The organism is uncultured Roseobacter sp., from assembly GCF_947488185.1.
Taxonomy (GTDB): Bacteria; Pseudomonadota; Alphaproteobacteria; order Rhodobacterales; family Rhodobacteraceae; genus Roseobacter.
Window position 1 is genome coordinate 95,353 of record NZ_CANKYM010000007.1, and the last position, 14,052, is coordinate 109,404.

General features: G+C 59.6%; 18 protein-coding genes. 14 read left to right on the forward strand and 4 right to left on the reverse strand.

Going from position 1 to position 14,052, the window contains the following annotated elements:
- Positions 1 to 387 carry a DUF6010 family protein gene (locus Q1A52_RS21505; protein ID WP_244525680.1) on the reverse strand — a complete coding sequence of 129 codons (387 nt, stop codon included), beginning with the start codon at positions 385 to 387 and terminating at the stop codon, positions 1 to 3.
- 224 nt (positions 388 to 611) lie between these two features.
- Between Q1A52_RS21505 and Q1A52_RS21510 the strand changes: the two genes are divergently transcribed.
- The 10 genes from Q1A52_RS21510 to Q1A52_RS21555 all read left to right on the forward strand — a co-directional run bounded on the left by Q1A52_RS21510 (position 612) and on the right by Q1A52_RS21555 (position 8,501).
- Positions 612 to 1,361 (forward strand): response regulator, encoded by a 750-nt coding sequence (locus tag Q1A52_RS21510; RefSeq protein ID WP_300019817.1) that lies wholly within the window; start codon positions 612 to 614, stop codon positions 1,359 to 1,361.
- Positions 1,362 to 1,366: 5 nt separating this feature from the next.
- Positions 1,367 to 2,812: an ATP-binding protein gene (locus Q1A52_RS21515; RefSeq protein WP_300019818.1), complete on the forward strand. Its 1,446-nt coding sequence runs from the start codon at positions 1,367 to 1,369 to the stop codon at positions 2,810 to 2,812.
- 121 nt (positions 2,813 to 2,933) lie between these two features.
- A complete protein-coding gene (locus Q1A52_RS21520) occupies positions 2,934 to 3,503 on the forward strand; it encodes a L,D-transpeptidase (protein ID WP_300019819.1) in 570 nt (189 codons plus the stop codon).
- The gene (locus tag Q1A52_RS21525; RefSeq protein WP_300019820.1) at positions 3,503 to 3,943 is read left to right on the forward strand and encodes a cytochrome c; all 441 of its coding nucleotides are present in this window, start codon (positions 3,503 to 3,505) and stop codon (positions 3,941 to 3,943) included. The genes Q1A52_RS21520 and Q1A52_RS21525 overlap by 1 nt, the downstream gene beginning before the upstream one ends.
- A 56-nt stretch (positions 3,944 to 3,999) precedes the next feature.
- The gene (locus tag Q1A52_RS21530) at positions 4,000 to 4,314 is read left to right on the forward strand and encodes a copper resistance CopC family protein (RefSeq protein WP_255626078.1); all 315 of its coding nucleotides are present in this window, start codon (positions 4,000 to 4,002) and stop codon (positions 4,312 to 4,314) included.
- A 3-nt stretch (positions 4,315 to 4,317) separates the two neighbouring features.
- Positions 4,318 to 5,184, forward strand: a complete 867-nt coding sequence (locus tag Q1A52_RS21535; RefSeq protein ID WP_300019821.1) for a CopD family protein — start codon at positions 4,318 to 4,320, stop codon at positions 5,182 to 5,184.
- The gene (locus Q1A52_RS21540; RefSeq protein ID WP_300019822.1) at positions 5,181 to 6,566 is read left to right on the forward strand and encodes a multicopper oxidase family protein; all 1,386 of its coding nucleotides are present in this window, start codon (positions 5,181 to 5,183) and stop codon (positions 6,564 to 6,566) included. Before Q1A52_RS21535 ends, Q1A52_RS21540 begins: the two co-directional genes overlap by 4 nt.
- Positions 6,563 to 7,039: a cytochrome c gene (locus Q1A52_RS21545; RefSeq protein WP_300019823.1), complete on the forward strand. Its 477-nt coding sequence runs from the start codon at positions 6,563 to 6,565 to the stop codon at positions 7,037 to 7,039. The genes Q1A52_RS21540 and Q1A52_RS21545 overlap by 4 nt, the downstream gene beginning before the upstream one ends.
- A 10-nt stretch (positions 7,040 to 7,049) precedes the next feature.
- Positions 7,050 to 7,778 (forward strand): DsbA family protein, encoded by a 729-nt coding sequence (locus Q1A52_RS21550; protein ID WP_300019824.1) that lies wholly within the window; start codon positions 7,050 to 7,052, stop codon positions 7,776 to 7,778.
- A gap of 54 nt (positions 7,779 to 7,832) precedes the next feature.
- Positions 7,833 to 8,501 carry a L,D-transpeptidase gene (locus Q1A52_RS21555; protein WP_300019825.1) on the forward strand — a complete coding sequence of 223 codons (669 nt, stop codon included), beginning with the start codon at positions 7,833 to 7,835 and terminating at the stop codon, positions 8,499 to 8,501.
- A gap of 34 nt (positions 8,502 to 8,535) precedes the next feature.
- Here the strand turns inward: Q1A52_RS21555 and Q1A52_RS21560 are convergent, their stop codons facing one another.
- Genes Q1A52_RS21560 through Q1A52_RS21570 form a run of 3 tightly spaced genes read right to left on the reverse strand, consistent with a single transcriptional unit; the run spans position 8,536 to position 9,371 of the window.
- Complete coding sequence (locus Q1A52_RS21560) at positions 8,536 to 8,784, reverse strand: hypothetical protein (protein ID WP_299784431.1); 249 nt, start codon at positions 8,782 to 8,784, stop codon at positions 8,536 to 8,538.
- A 29-nt stretch (positions 8,785 to 8,813) separates the two neighbouring features.
- Complete coding sequence (locus Q1A52_RS21565) at positions 8,814 to 9,026, reverse strand: heavy-metal-associated domain-containing protein (protein WP_300019826.1); 213 nt, start codon at positions 9,024 to 9,026, stop codon at positions 8,814 to 8,816.
- 51 nt (positions 9,027 to 9,077) lie between these two features.
- Positions 9,078 to 9,371 (reverse strand): DUF2933 domain-containing protein, encoded by a 294-nt coding sequence (locus Q1A52_RS21570; RefSeq protein WP_299784435.1) that lies wholly within the window; start codon positions 9,369 to 9,371, stop codon positions 9,078 to 9,080.
- Positions 9,372 to 9,577: 206 nt separating this feature from the next.
- Here Q1A52_RS21570 and Q1A52_RS21575 point away from each other — a divergent pair, with 206 nt between their 5' ends.
- The 4 genes from Q1A52_RS21575 to Q1A52_RS21590 all read left to right on the forward strand — a co-directional run bounded on the left by Q1A52_RS21575 (position 9,578) and on the right by Q1A52_RS21590 (position 13,921).
- Positions 9,578 to 12,088 (forward strand): heavy metal translocating P-type ATPase, encoded by a 2,511-nt coding sequence (locus Q1A52_RS21575; RefSeq protein WP_300019827.1) that lies wholly within the window; start codon positions 9,578 to 9,580, stop codon positions 12,086 to 12,088.
- Between the two features lie 12 nt (positions 12,089 to 12,100).
- Positions 12,101 to 12,526 carry a Cu(I)-responsive transcriptional regulator gene (gene cueR / locus Q1A52_RS21580; protein ID WP_013959912.1) on the forward strand — a complete coding sequence of 142 codons (426 nt, stop codon included), beginning with the start codon at positions 12,101 to 12,103 and terminating at the stop codon, positions 12,524 to 12,526.
- A gap of 198 nt (positions 12,527 to 12,724) precedes the next feature.
- Complete coding sequence (locus Q1A52_RS21585; RefSeq protein ID WP_300019829.1) at positions 12,725 to 13,531, forward strand: MBL fold metallo-hydrolase; 807 nt, start codon at positions 12,725 to 12,727, stop codon at positions 13,529 to 13,531.
- 9 nt (positions 13,532 to 13,540) lie between these two features.
- Entirely contained in the window at positions 13,541 to 13,921 is a 381-nt protein-coding gene (locus tag Q1A52_RS21590) for a rhodanese-like domain-containing protein (protein WP_013959910.1), read from the forward strand.
- Positions 13,922 to 14,052 lie beyond the last annotated feature (131 nt).

Below are 14,052 nucleotides of genomic sequence, written 5' to 3' on the forward strand. Positions count from 1 at the left end.
CTACCTCGTATAAAGCAGCACAAGAAAGGCTGCCGCCATCAGGTCAAAGACGACGCAAAACGGGATGTACCAGTGTGGGACCCGGGCAAGCCGGACCGCATTGTGATGGGCAAGATCCCACAGCGCATGGAGCGCGAGACCCAGAGGCAAGGCTGCCCAATGCCAAAGGAGACCCGCTACGGCCGCCGCACCAAAGACGAGAGCAACCGCCAGCTCAGACCAGAACACGGAGCGACGGCCATCGGCGGCACCGAACCCGATATAGGCCCCGCCGATCAGGGCCAGTGTGACCGCTGCCAAGGCAAGCGAGTCTGCCTGTTCCAAGAGGAGGTGGGCGGGCATTGTGACCACAAAAAGCGCAAATCCGATCCAAGCGGGCGCCGCCATGGTCCGGTGCGCTGATTGGGCGGGATATTGCCCCGATATGTCTGGTCTTGCGCCTGTCATGCCGCGTCAGATGGGGCTTCCAGCAGCTGGAGGGTCAAGACATGTCAGGTCTATTGATACATATTGCGACAAACGAGGTGCGGGTCTTTCCCGAAAGAACAATCTATTCTGGGTGTTATGGAACTCAATCTAGTGAACAGAGGGCCGATCGGCCAGACGTGCCGATGTGTGGGACCCGATCGCTGATGGCGGCATCGGCGCATATTCTGGTTGTCGATGATCATGCCGAGATCCGGCACTCCGTGACGCGCTACCTTGAGAAAAACGGGCTGCGCGCGACGGGAGCCAAAAGTGCGGGCGAGATGGATGCACGATTGAGCGAGGACAAATTCGATCTGATCGTGCTCGATATCATGATGCCGGGAGAGGACGGGCTCGCGGCCTGCGCACGGCTACGACGGGAGCAGCAGAAAACGCCGATTCTCATGCTGACGGCGCTCGGCGACGATGACGCTCGGATCAAGGGGCTCGACACCGGTGCAGATGACTACTTGGCCAAGCCCTTCAATCCGCGCGAGCTTCTGGCCCGGATCAATGCGATCCTGCGCCGTGCGGCGGACGGATATGCACCCCATGGCGGAACATTTGCGGGCAAGCGGGCCGTATTTGCCGGGATCACATTCGATCACGACGCCAGCCATGTCATTTGCCCCGATGGCACGGTCAATACATTGACCACGGCCGAAGCAAAGCTGCTGACGGTCTTACTTGAGCGTCCTCGGGCGGTGATCGGCCGGGATGAGCTCCTGGAATTGAGCGCCGGCCGTGTTGCCGGACCATTTGACCGAACGATCGACAATCAGGTTTCGCGCCTGCGCCGGAAAATCGAACCCGATGTGCTTCGCCCCCGGATCATATCGACCGTGCGCAATGGTGGATATTGCCTGAACTGTGATGTGGAGGTCGAGGCCTGATGCGAATGGGGTTCCGCTCACAGATCGCCCTTTTGGTGGTGGTGGTTCTGTTCGTGGCGCAGGTCGTGGGTTTGTGGCTTTTCGTCGATGAACGGTCGCTTGCCGTGCAAGCGGCCATCGGCAGCGAGGCAGCCGGACGCGCGGCAAACGTCGCCCGTCTGATCGAGGAGGCACCGCCGACGTTGCATGAGGATATTGTGGCGGCGGCAAACTCGCCCCTTGTACGCTTCGATCTCGGCGACACGCCTGCCGTAACGCACACCCACCATGATGAGAACGGAGCGATAGAAGCGCGCGTGCGTGCGCTTTTGAACGATGGCTACACCCGCGATATCCGGGTCGAAGTGCATGAGATTGAACAGGGGCTGTTGCCGCTGCCGAACCTCTCTCCGGAAATGGCGGAAATGCACGCCGAGATGATGCAGGGCACCCTGGCGGCCCTCGAGATGGAGGTCTCGATCGCCATTGCCGGAGGCCAATGGCTGAACGTCGCCACCCGGTTCGAGCGGCCGCCCATACAATGGTCTTGGGCCTCCACCCTCTCTTTCGTGTTGACGGCCGCCGTGTTGCTGCTTGCGATCTTCTGGTTTCTGCTGACGCGCCTGACGCGGCCACTGAATGATCTCGCCGCGGCAGCCGAGGAGTTCGGGCGCGGTGGCGGGCAAGGACCCCTTACGCCGGTCGGCCCAAATGAAGTGCGGAACCTGACGACGGCCTTCAATGACATGCAAACGCGCCTGGCTCGCTTCGTCACGGACAGGACGCAAATGCTGGCCGCCCTGGCTCATGACTTGAGATCGCCACTCACCGCGCTCAGGGTTCATGCCGAGATGGTGGAGGATGCGGAGACCAAGACCGGCATCACGGCCTCTCTCGACGAGATGCAGGATATGGTGGAAGCCACGCTGGCCTATGCGCGCGGTGTGGGACAGGACGAGGCCCTGCAACGGACCGAGATTGGCGCGTTCCTGACCGACATTCGGGACGCTACCAACGGTGCGTTGGACGTGCGCCCGGGACCCGAGGCAATGGTGCAGATCAAGCCCAAGGCGCTGCGCCGTGCTTTGCGCAATCTCATCGACAACGCGGGGCGCTACGGGCGCAACCCGACCCTGACTTGGGGCGTCTCTGACGAGAGCATCGAGATTTTGGTCGAGGACGATGGGCCGGGGATCCCCGATGACCGGTTGCGCGATGTCTTCCAGCCCTTCCTGCGCCTTGAGGGATCGCGCTCCCGCGAAACCGGAGGCCATGGGCTGGGCCTTTCAATCGCCCGCAGCATCGTTTTGCAACACGGCGGCACGATCACCCTGTCGAACCGCGCGGAGGGGGGGCTCTGTGCCCGGATTGTTTTGCCCGTGACTGCGGATCAAGCCGCGATGACATCTCTGTCAGAGCATCCCGAAGCGCGCGCCGAAACCGGGTTTTCGGTTCAGATCAAAAAGGTCTAGGCCCGCCGTCCAACCGGTGGGTTGATACATAACCTTACAAAATTCTGGCTCTCCCTGCGTTTCGCCGCTTGCTGATCTCCGATAGAAAACAAGGCGTTCGACATGGAAACGAGGCAGAGCCATGCAGGCAAGAAATCGACCCTTTCGGTCACGTCGTCAGCTGATCGGCGGCATCGGTGCGACGCTCCTGTTCGCGCCTTCGGTGCTGCGCGCCGAAACACGCGCACCGGTTCGGCGTAACGCTTCAAGCTTCAGAACCCACGATTGGCAAGACCACTTCGATCGTCTGGGCAAAGGCATCATTATTGCGGATACCAATTCCCGCGCGCTTCAGCAATGGACAGCCGACGGTGAAATGTTTCTTTATCCGACATCGGTTCCAATGACGGATGAGCTGACGCGGCGGGGCTATACAGAGATCGTTTTCAAAGATCCTGAGCCGGATTGGACGCCCACGCCATCCATGCGCGAGCGCGATCCGTCCTTGCCGGCCTATATGCCGCCAGGTCCGGACAATCCGCTCGGGGTGCGGTCGCTGCATTTGACCTGGCAATATTATCGCATTCACGGGACACACGATACACGCAAGATTGGTCGTCGTTCGTCGAGCGGCTGCATCGGCCTCTACAACGAACATATCATCGAGGTTTTCAATCGAACCCCGGTCGGCACGCAGGTCAAACTGATCTGATGGGGCGGTACGCGATCGTTGCCGTCGGCGTTGCCGTGGTTCTTGGCATAGGCTTCTGGTGGACCGGATCAACCGGCGATGCCGTTGCGCCTGCTGCGGACGTCACGGCACAAGCGGCTGCACCCATTGTCGATGTACTGGTGCCGGAAGCGCTGTCTGCCAATACGGAGATTGGCAAACTGGCCTACGATGCGAAATGTGCAGCCTGTCACGGCGCAAATGCGGCCGGGCAGGACGGTGTGGCGCCCCCTCTTGTGCATAAAATCTACAAACCCAGCCACCATGGGGATGCCGCCTTCCTTCTGGCGGCCAAGAATGGTGTCCGTGCGCATCATTGGCGCTTTGGGAACATGCCGCCGGTCGAAGGTGTTACCGATGGCGATGTGAAAATGATCGTGGCCTACGTGCGTGAGTTGCAACGCGCGAATGGTATAAACTGACTGAAGAAACCGACGAAGGACGATCCGTGATATACAGAGTCGCACTGACAATTTTTTTGGCGCTGACCAGCGCGCAAGCCCTCGCCCATTCTGAAAAGGAAAGCATGACGCCTGCAGACGGAGCCATTCTTGACGCCGTACCAGAGACGATTGGATTGCGCTTCAACGATGGGATGCGATTGACGAAAGTCGAAATGACCCATGCTGAGACGCACACCGAGGCTCTGGACCTCGGCACCCAATCCGGTTTTGTCAAAGAATTCTCGCTTCCTCTCACACCCATGGGGCCGGGCATGTATCATATTGAATGGCGCGGGCTTGGTGTTGATGGGCACCCGATGACCGGTGTCTTCTCGTTTGAAGTGAAGTGAGCGGTGCCGGATATCTGGGGACAGGCTGCGGTTGCCACAAAGTTTTTGCTCTATCTCGGCGTCCTCACGAGTGCCGGGCTGATACTCTGTCGCCAAGTCTTTTCCGAGCAGTTGGCTGGGCTCGACCGTTTTCTACGGGCCTGGGCCGTCTTCTTTGCTCTTTTGGCGGCTGCAATGTCATTCCTCGGCTTTGCCGTGCGGGGCGCAGTGCTCATGGATGATGCTTCAGGCATGACTGATCTGGCGATCCTGGCGTTGCTCTGGGAAACGCCGCCCGGAGACGCCCTGCTGTTGCGGCTACTGGGCCTGGGGGCACTCCTGACCGGTGTGGTCTTGGGGGGGCGGTGGCTATGGGTCGCGCTCCTGGGCAGTTTCTTGGCAATCTGGAGTTTTTGCGAGATCGGTCATGTCGCCAGCGAAGATCGCCTGTGGTTTCAGAGCGTCTTGTTCGGTCATCTGATCGTTGCCGCATTCTGGATCGGCGTCCTTCTTCCGCTCCACAAGCTTTCGGGGTCTGCGGACACATTGCGAGTTGCTGCCGTGCTTGGACATCGCTTTGGACAGGTCGCATCTGTTGCGGTCCCACTCCTACTACTCGCTGGCGTGGTAATGACCTGGCGACTGGTGGGTTCGTTATCCGCGCTTCTCGGCACTGCCTATGGTTTGACACTTCTGGCAAAGATTGCCGTCGTGACGCTGCTTCTGGCCCTTGCCGCCATCAACAAAACACGGATTGTGCCCGCTTTGCAGAGCGGTGATCCCAAAGCTGGGCCGCACCTTGCAAGATCGATTTCTCTCGAATGGGTTTGTATCGGTGTCATCTTGCTTGCCACGGCTGTTTTCACCTCAATCCTAACGGTGCCATCATGAAACTTTCAAAACGCGATTTTCTTCGCATGAGTGCTGCCGGTTTGGTGTGCATGCCGAGTTCACTGCTCGCGCAGACAGACATGCGCGCGGTGACAGCCCGGGTCGCAGATATACAGCTTTTACCTGATAACTACGGAAAAACACAGATCTGGGGGTTCGATGGTATCGCGCCGGGCCCGGAAATTCGGGTTTTGCAAGGCGCGCGGGTACAGAGGCGTATTGTCAATGACTTACCCGATCCGACCTCGACCCATTGGCACGGGATTCGCATCGACAATGCGATGGATGGGGTGGCCGGTCTGACGCAGGACGCCATTCGCCCCGGGGACAGCTTTGACTACGATTTCGTTGTCCCCGACGCGGGCACATACTGGTATCACGCGCACAACCGCTCTTTCGAGCAGGTCGCACGTGGTCTTCAGGGTGCGCTGATCGTCGAAGAGCCGGAGCTGATCGATATCGATCGGGAAGAGGTCCTGATCCTTGACGATTGGCGCATCGATCCGGAAACAGCTCAGATTGCGGATACCTTCGGGGCGATGCATGACCTCAGCCATGCCGGGCGCCTTGGGAACTACATCACAACGAACGGCGTCTACAATCTCGCGAAGAATGTGAAACGGCATGAGCGTCTCCGCCTGCGTCTTATCAATGCATCGAACGCCCGGATTTTCCAACTCGCGCTGGAGGGGCTCGAAGGCTGGATTGTGGCCATGGACGGGATGCCGCTGGCCGTGCCGCAACCCGTGGAAGGTTCATTCCTGCTGTCGTCGGCACAACGGGTGGACCTGATCGTCGACGTGACCGCAGAGGTCGGCAGCGCGGGCCATATCGTGCAATTGAGCCGCGATGAAAGCTTTTCTCAGGTGGCTTTCGGGGTGACAGGCGACGGTACAAGCGCGCGGCGCGGAACGCCTCAACCCTTGCCGCCGAATGCCCATGCCATGCCCGATCTGGGATCGGCAAGGGACATCGCATTGCTGATGGAAGGGGGGGCCATGGGCGGCATGCGCGGTGCCATGATGGGCGGTCGGATGTCTTCGATGCGCGACATGATGGAGACAGGAAACTTTTGGGCCTTCAATGGCGCGGTGGGTGGCATGGATGGTCCAGCACTGGCGGAGTTGTCGCGTGGCGAAACCGTTCGGCTGAAGATCACTAATGACACATCGTTTCCGCATGCCATGCATCTTCATGGCATGCATTTTCACGAGATCGCACCCGATGGCAGCCTCGGCGCGCTGCGCGACACCACGCTGCTCGACCGGGGCGAAGTGCGCGACATTGCCTTCGTGGCAGACAACCCAGGAAAATGGCTGCTGCATTGCCATATGCTGTCACACGCGGCGTCCGGCATGATGACATGGGTCAATGTGGCATGAGAGCGATGGCTGCCATCCTCGGGATTGGTGTCCTGACGGCGCTCGGGGCGGCAGCCTATGTCTGGACCGGGTCTGCCGAAGATGTCCAAAGCGGGGTGATGCCGGAAAGCGTCGATCTCGTGGTCGGCAAAGCGCTCTACGCCGAGACCTGTGCTGCGTGCCATGGGGCCAATCTGGAGGGTCAGGAGAACTGGCGGAGTCCGGGCGCGGACGGTCGGCTGCCGGCACCTCCCCATGATGAAACCGGTCACACCTGGCATCATGCCGACCAGGTGCTGTTCGACTACACAAAGCTTGGGGGCCGAGAGGTGATGGCCGCTCAGGGCATGGAGTTCGACAGCGGCATGCCCGGTTTCGGCGACCAACTTTCCGACCAGGAAATCTTGAATATCCTCGGGTACATCAAGTCGACTTGGCCCGAGGAAATACAGGATATGCAAGCCGCGCGCACCAATGGCGTGCCGGTGAACTAGGAGAACTCTCATGAAGATCGCAATGACAATGTCTCTGGTCGTCACTTTGCTCGCCCCATTCGCGTCTCATGCTGACGCGCTCAGCGAAGACCGGGTCAAGGAATTGGTTCTGGAGGCCATCCGCGAAAACCCGGAGATTGTCCTCGAGGCGGTTCAGATCATTGAACGGCGTGAACAGGAACGGCAGGCCGCCGCAGCGGCGAGTGTCCTCTCCGAAAACCGCGATTTCCTCGAGAACGACCCGAACGCGCCGGTTCTCGGAAATCCTGAAGGCGACGTCACGGTCGTGGAGTTTTTCGACTACAACTGCCCCTATTGTCGTCGCGTGAAGCCGCATATCGAAGCGCTCTTGGACGAAGATCCCAATGTGAGGCTGGTCTATCGAGAGTGGCCGATCCTCGGAGACGGCTCGGTTTTTGCCGCGCGCGCCGCATTGGCCGCGCGAGAGCAGGGCAAATACGAAGAGTTTCACTGGGCGTTGATGGGCATGCAGGGCCGAGCCGAGGAAGCGTCCGTCATCCAGGTTGCGCAGGAAATTGGTTTGGATGTCGCGCAGCTGCGACGGGACATGCAGGCGCCTGAGATTGATGCCCATATTGCGGCGTCAATGGAGATGAGCCGCGCGCTCGGCTTCAATGGCACGCCATCCTTTGTGATCGGAGACGCGCTGGTTCCGGGGGTCATCGAGGCTGATCAGATGATCCGTCTTGCGCAGGAAGCACGCGCCGCAGGTCAATAGTTTCCAGACAATGGCCGAACGGACACAGTCAAAACGAGTGAAAGAGGTACTTTGATGGCCAAACTGACGCGTCGGCACTTTGTGGTAGGGTCTGCAATGCTCTTTTCGGCGCCGCTCGCCACGTCGATATCGGCAGCGCCCACGTCCCCGCGCGCGATGTGGGATGTCTGGGATGCGCAAGTCACACCTCCGGGTTATGACCCCTCAACTTCCAATCCGTGGGGGGTTCATCCGCGGTTCCTACCGGTTCGGGTGGAGGCAAAGGCGGGCCTCGTGCCGGGTGACATCCATGTCGATGCCGTTGCGCGCTACTTGTATCATATCGAGCCGAACGGCAGCACGGCGATGCGCTATGGCGTGGCCATCGCACGCGGGACATTGTACGAGCCGGGTGTCTACACGATCCGGCGAAAAGCCAAGTGGCCCACTTGGCGTCCAACGGAGGACATGATCGAACGCGACCCGGACCTTTACTCACAGCATGCGGAGGGGATGGACGCGGGGCCAACCAACCCATTGGGATCCCGTGCGCTTTATCTCTACGTGGGGAACCGGGACACTTATCTGCGTATTCATGGATCTCCTGAGCCGCGTTCGATCGGAGGTCGTGCGAGTTCGGGGTGCGTGCGCATGATCATGGCACATATCAACGATCTCTATCCCAACGTGGAAACGGGCAAGACCGCTCACCTGTATCCGCCCGAAGATGCGATCGGCAGCTAAATGGGCACCTTGATGTTGCTCAAAGCGTCTTGACCTAGCTCACCGCCTGGCAGATTGGATTGCCTTGAGGCGTTCTGAGCGGCAACCAGGTCGCTTCGACCGGGCCGTTGTGAAGATACCAAAAACAATTGTCATTCGGATCAAGCCGTACCTTGTTGAGGTTTTGATATGGCGCAGCGAGACCGACGAGTGGTTCAGGCAATTCGGTGAAGGCACCGTCCGCATCAACCGCCGGCGTCGTGGCACATCCGGTCAGCAAATACGCACCAAAAATCAGGCCCAACGCCTTAGAGGTCCCGTTCATCCGGATTTTCAATCCTCCGAACCTTCTCCCAGAGCGATCGCCGGATAACCAGCTTCCGCAAGAACCTGAAGCAGGGCAGCCGTGGAGACTGTCGAGTCGATCTCTGTCGCGTGTGCAGCCAAATCCGTCCGGATGGTTGCTGGCGGGTCTGCGGCCTTTACCGCTTTTTCGATTGCAGCGACGCAATGGCCGCAGCTCATCTCTGGGACGTGAAATTTCATGGCGCATCCTTTTCTCACCAATTGGAAATAGGGATTCCAGTTGGTGGAAGGTCAAGCGTCCGTCGATGTTGGAACAGCGGTTTTTATGGCGACGGGAGCGTTGCTATTCGATGACTTGCTGCCTCCATGACAGGACTTCCCCATGAAGAAGAACATCACGCCATGTGCGCCGAGGCAAAGGGCGATTGGTGCCAGAACGCCCAAACTGTCCTGCAATCCAAAAAACGAGCCGCCTCGGATAAAGAAAACAAGCAGCGGAAGCAGCATCACCGCGCAGCACACCCACATGCCGACGTGCATCATCTTTGAATTCTGCGGCTGCTTTTCTTGATCTGACATATTCATCGAACATACTCCTTCCTCGGAGATAGCGCACCAATCGCTCGTGCGACAAGTTTACAAATCGATACATTTCAATCGGAAACAGGGGGTTAGAGAGACTGTAGGTTGATGCTGTGCCGGTTGAAAAAGAAATCTCCGATAAACCCCTTGAGCTTCCAGTGACTGGAAGCCCTATATCTGCCTCGAGCACGCAATCGAGGTAACATGCCATGACCGACACCAGCCAAACAACGCTCAGCATCGAAGGCATGACCTGTGCATCCTGCGTGGGGCGTGTTGAAAAGGCCTTGGCGCGGCTCGATGGGGTTTCCGACGTCGCCGTCAACCTCGCGTCTGAGACGGCGCGGGTTTCGCTGGATGATCCGTCTCGACTTACCGATGCCACGCAGACGCTTGCCTCCTTGGGTTATCCCGCGCGAACATCCAAGGTCACCTTGAACATTGCGTCCATGTCCTGCGCATCCTGCGTCGGACGGGTGGACAAGGCACTGGCGGACGTGCCCGGAGTGCTTTCCGTCAGCGTGAACCTGGCGGCAGAAACGGCGACGGTCGAGTATCTCGAGGGCGCGGTGTCCTTGGGCAACTTGATGGCCGCGTCGGCGGCGATTGGTTATCCGGCCGAAATTGCAGAGGCGCAGGCGAGCCAGTCTCGCGTCGCACGCAAGGCAGAAGAAGCCGACGGACTGCGCCGCAGCGTCCTTTTGGCAGCAATTCTAACGCTCCCGGTCTTCATCCTAGAAATGGGCTCCCATCTTATTCCGGCATTTCATCACTTGGTGATGACGACGGTTGGTCTCCAAACGTCTTGGATCATCCAGTTCGTCCTCGCAACACTCGTCCTCTTCGGGCCGGGACGCCATTTCTACACCAAGGGGTTTCCCGCGCTTTTCAAGGGCGCCCCGGACATGAACAGCCTCGTCGCCATCGGCACCGGCGCGGCCTGGGGATATTCGGTGGTCGCAACCTTTCTTCCCGGACTTCTGCCAGAGGGTGTGCGCGCGGTCTATTTCGAGGCCGCTGCGGTCATCGTCGTCCTTATTTTGATTGGCCGATGGCTCGAAGCACGCGCCAAGGGCCGCACCGGCGCTGCGATTCAGGCTCTGCTGGGCCTGCAGGTCCGCACCGCGCGCGTCGTCCGGGGTGGTGACACGGTAGAGGTCGATGTCGATGCACTCGCCGTCGGCGATGTGATCCTGGTCCGCCCGGGTGAGCGGATCCCTGTGGACGGCGAGGTTACCGAGGGATCCAGCAATGTGGATGAGAGCATGATTACCGGAGAGCCTGTGCCCGTGCAGAAGGCTGCAGGTGCCGCCGTAACGGGCGGGACCGTCAACGGCACTGGCAGCCTGACGTTCAAGGCCGCACGGGTCGGGTCGGATACCACGCTCGCACAGATCATCCGCATGGTCGAGGAGGCGCAAGGCGCCAAGCTGCCCATCCAGGGCCTTGTTGACCGCGTGACCCTGTGGTTCGTGCCTGCGGTCATGGTGCTGTCCGCGCTCACGGTGGTGGTCTGGTTGCTTGTCGGACCGGACCCGGCTTTGACCTTTGCGCTGGTGGCCGGCGTCTCGGTTCTGATCATCGCCTGTCCCTGCGCCATGGGCTTGGCCACACCCACGTCGATTATGGTGGGTACCGGGCGCGCCGCAGAGATGGGAGTCTTGTTTCGCAAGGGGGATGCGCTCCAGGCCTTGTCCGAAGTCGATGTCATCGCACTCGACAAGACGGGGACGGTCACCGAAGGCCAGCCGTCGCTGACCGATCTGGTCACCGCCGACGGTTTCGACCGAGACAAAGTGCTGAGCCTGATCGCCGCTGTGGAGGCCCAGTCTGAGCATCCCATCGCCGAAGCCATTGTTCGCGGAGCGCACACCGAAGGGATCGCCGTTCCGAATGCCACGGGCTTCCGGTCGATCACCGGTTACGGCGTCGCCGCGACTGTCGAAGGTCAGGAGGTGATGGTCGGCGCGGACCGTTATATGTCCCGCGAAGGGATCGAAATCGCCGCCTTGGTCGAAACGGAAGCCGAGCTGGCAGGGCGGGGCCGGACAGCGCTTTATGCGGCGATCGACGGCAAACTGGCCGCAGTGATCGCCGTGGCGGACCCCGTGAAACCCGCCAGCCAGGAAGCCATTGCAGCCCTGCACGCGCGCGGTTTCAAGGTTGCGATGATCACCGGAGACAAACGCGAGACGGCGGAGGCCATCGCGCGCGAAACCGGAATCGACCACGTGATCGCGGGTGTCCTGCCGGATGGCAAGGTCGCAGCGCTCGACGATCTGCGCGCGGGAGACCGAATGATTGCTTTCGTCGGCGACGGCATCAATGATGCACCGGCCCTGGCCCATGCGGATGTCGGCATCGCCATCGGCACCGGAACCGATGTCGCTATCGAATCCGCCGATGTGGTCTTGATGTCAGGCGATCTGCGCGGCGTGGTGAATGCGGTCGAGGTTTCCAGGCGCACCATGTCGAACATTCGCCAGAACCTCGTCTGGGCCTTCGGGTATAATGTTGCGCTGATCCCGGTCGCCGCCGGGGTTCTCTATCCGGCCTTTGGTCTGCTTCTTTCCCCGGTCTTCGCGGCGGGTGCTATGGCCCTGTCGTCGGTATCGGTTCTGACAAACGCCCTGCGTCTGCGCCGCATCGCGCCGGCCTTGCGTGAAGACAGAGACATCACCGCACCACGGATCGGTGCACAGACCCAACCCGCGGAATAGGAGGATCGTGTCGTGAACATTGGAGAAGTTGCAGAGCGGTCCGGCATCCCGCCCAAAACCATCCGCTACTACGAGGATATCGGCCTGGTCAGGCCGCAGCGCAGCGGCAACGGATACCGCGCGTTCCGCGAGACCGATCTGCACAAGCTTGCGTTTCTGGGTCGCGCGCGCGCGCTCGGGTTCTCGATCGAGGATTGCCGCAATCTCTTGAGCCTTTACGAGGATGAAACGCGGGAAAGTGCCCAGGTAAAGACCATCGCTGAAGAGCACCTGAGCGCAATCGACGACAAAATCGCTCAGCTTCAAGAGATGCGCGAGACCTTGTCGCATCTCGTCGAGGCCTGCCACGGCGACCACCGACCGGATTGCCCGATCTTGAAGGATCTTTCTGGTGCGCTCGCTGGATGCAAACCAACGACCGGAAGAAGCGCGGATTAGTGCAACGTTTTCCAAATTCCTCTTTTCGTTGGCGAAATCCCTTGGAACCATCCAGTGCTGGAAGGTTGTTCAGTTGATAAGTGCGAAAAAGACAGGAGGGAACACATGTCGGTCGGACAAGAATTCACCAGCCATTCTAGCAGCGGTGGGCCGCTGGTTCACTGTCTGTACGAACCCGATACCGGGTCGTGACAATACATCTGTGCGGATCCCGCCACTGGAAAGTGCGCAATCATTGATCCGGTGCTGGATTTCGATCCCGCCCATGCCCGCACGTCAACCGAGTCTGCGGAAAAGCTTTTGGGGATCGTGAAGCAGCACGGCTACGACGTGCAATGGATCCTCGACACACATCCACATGCCGACCACCTGACCGCCGGACGGTGGCTGGCGGACTGCACCGGTGCGCCGCATGTCATAGGAGAAAAGGTCACCGAGATCGCGAAGCTTTGGCGGGACTATTATCATCTGCCTGACGCTTTTCCGGTGGCAGATGATTTCGACCGTCTGCTTCCCGAGGGCATCGATTTCTCCATCGGTGAACTTGGTGTCAAAGTCCTGCTTTCGGCAGGACACACGCTTGGCTCTGTCAGCTATGTCGTTGACGATGCGGCGTTCGTGCATGACGCGTTAATGCATGTCGATGTGGGGACCGCGCGCGCAGACTTTCCGGGTGGCAGCACCGGAGAGATTTGGGACTTGATACAAGAAATTCTGTCGTTGCCAGAAAACACACGTCTTTTTATCGGTCACGACTACGGGGCCGATAAACGCGAGAGACCGGCCTGTGAGGCAACTGTCGCCCAACACCGGACCGACAATCCGCACGTCGGCGGCAATCAGTCGAAAGAGGCGTTCATCAAACTGCGGGAAGAGCGCGACGCGACGCTGGGGCTACCCGATCGCGTGCTCTTTGCCTTGCAAGTCAACCTGCGTGGTGGGCGTCTTCCACCTGCCGAGGCAGACGGAAATTCCTATTTCAAGATTCCTGCAAACAAATTCTGAGGAGAAGAAATGAAGAAAGAAATGGTTGATAGTGGCGCCCTCGAAACCTGGACGCCGGAAGAGGTTGAAGCAGCCTTGCGCAAGGGTGAGATCGTCCTCGAGGATGTCCGCAAGCCGGCCGAGTATACATTTGAGCACGTCGAGGGTGCCTTGCTTCTGCCCATGGCGTTTTTCGATCCGCGATTCTTGCCGGAAGACAACGAACAGCGACTTATTCTGATGTGTGGTTCGTCGGCGCGATTAGAGATGATGGCGCGAAAAACGCTGCAATCCGGCGCAAAACGGATCGCCCATCTGGAAGGAGGGTTTGGCGCGTGGAAAGACGCAAAGCTGGATTATGTCGCGGCGGATATGGCCAGTGGTGCGCCTGTACGGAAATCAGTCAAATAGCATAGGCTAGGGTACGGTAACGGATCGCGGATTGAGCGCTGTCCCTGATCACTATCCTGTTCTTCTCGCACGCCAGAGACGGCCGCGCAAAGCAACCGAACAGAGATCAACAAATGCTTCAATCAATGCTT

Excerpts from the sequence above, each read along its gene's own strand:
- Q1A52_RS21505 (WP_244525680.1), bottom strand. The coding sequence starts at position 387 with ATGGCGGCGCCCGCTTGGATCGGATTTGCGCTTTTTGTGGTCACAATG.
- Q1A52_RS21510 (WP_300019817.1), top strand. The coding sequence starts at position 612 with ATGTGTGGGACCCGATCGCTGATGGCGGCATCGGCGCATATTCTGGTT.
- Q1A52_RS21515 (WP_300019818.1), top strand. The coding sequence starts at position 1,367 with ATGGGGTTCCGCTCACAGATCGCCCTTTTGGTGGTGGTGGTTCTGTTC.
- Q1A52_RS21520 (WP_300019819.1), top strand. The coding sequence starts at position 2,934 with ATGCAGGCAAGAAATCGACCCTTTCGGTCACGTCGTCAGCTGATCGGC.
- Q1A52_RS21525 (WP_300019820.1), top strand. The coding sequence starts at position 3,503 with ATGGGGCGGTACGCGATCGTTGCCGTCGGCGTTGCCGTGGTTCTTGGC.
- Q1A52_RS21540 (WP_300019822.1), top strand. The coding sequence starts at position 5,181 with ATGAAACTTTCAAAACGCGATTTTCTTCGCATGAGTGCTGCCGGTTTG.
- Q1A52_RS21545 (WP_300019823.1), top strand. The coding sequence starts at position 6,563 with ATGAGAGCGATGGCTGCCATCCTCGGGATTGGTGTCCTGACGGCGCTC.
- Q1A52_RS21550 (WP_300019824.1), top strand. The coding sequence starts at position 7,050 with ATGAAGATCGCAATGACAATGTCTCTGGTCGTCACTTTGCTCGCCCCA.
- Q1A52_RS21555 (WP_300019825.1), top strand. The coding sequence starts at position 7,833 with ATGGCCAAACTGACGCGTCGGCACTTTGTGGTAGGGTCTGCAATGCTC.
- Q1A52_RS21565 (WP_300019826.1), bottom strand. The coding sequence starts at position 9,026 with ATGAAATTTCACGTCCCAGAGATGAGCTGCGGCCATTGCGTCGCTGCA.
- Q1A52_RS21570 (WP_299784435.1), bottom strand. The coding sequence starts at position 9,371 with ATGAATATGTCAGATCAAGAAAAGCAGCCGCAGAATTCAAAGATGATG.
- Q1A52_RS21575 (WP_300019827.1), top strand. The coding sequence starts at position 9,578 with ATGACCGACACCAGCCAAACAACGCTCAGCATCGAAGGCATGACCTGT.
- Q1A52_RS21590 (WP_013959910.1), top strand. The coding sequence starts at position 13,541 with ATGAAGAAAGAAATGGTTGATAGTGGCGCCCTCGAAACCTGGACGCCG.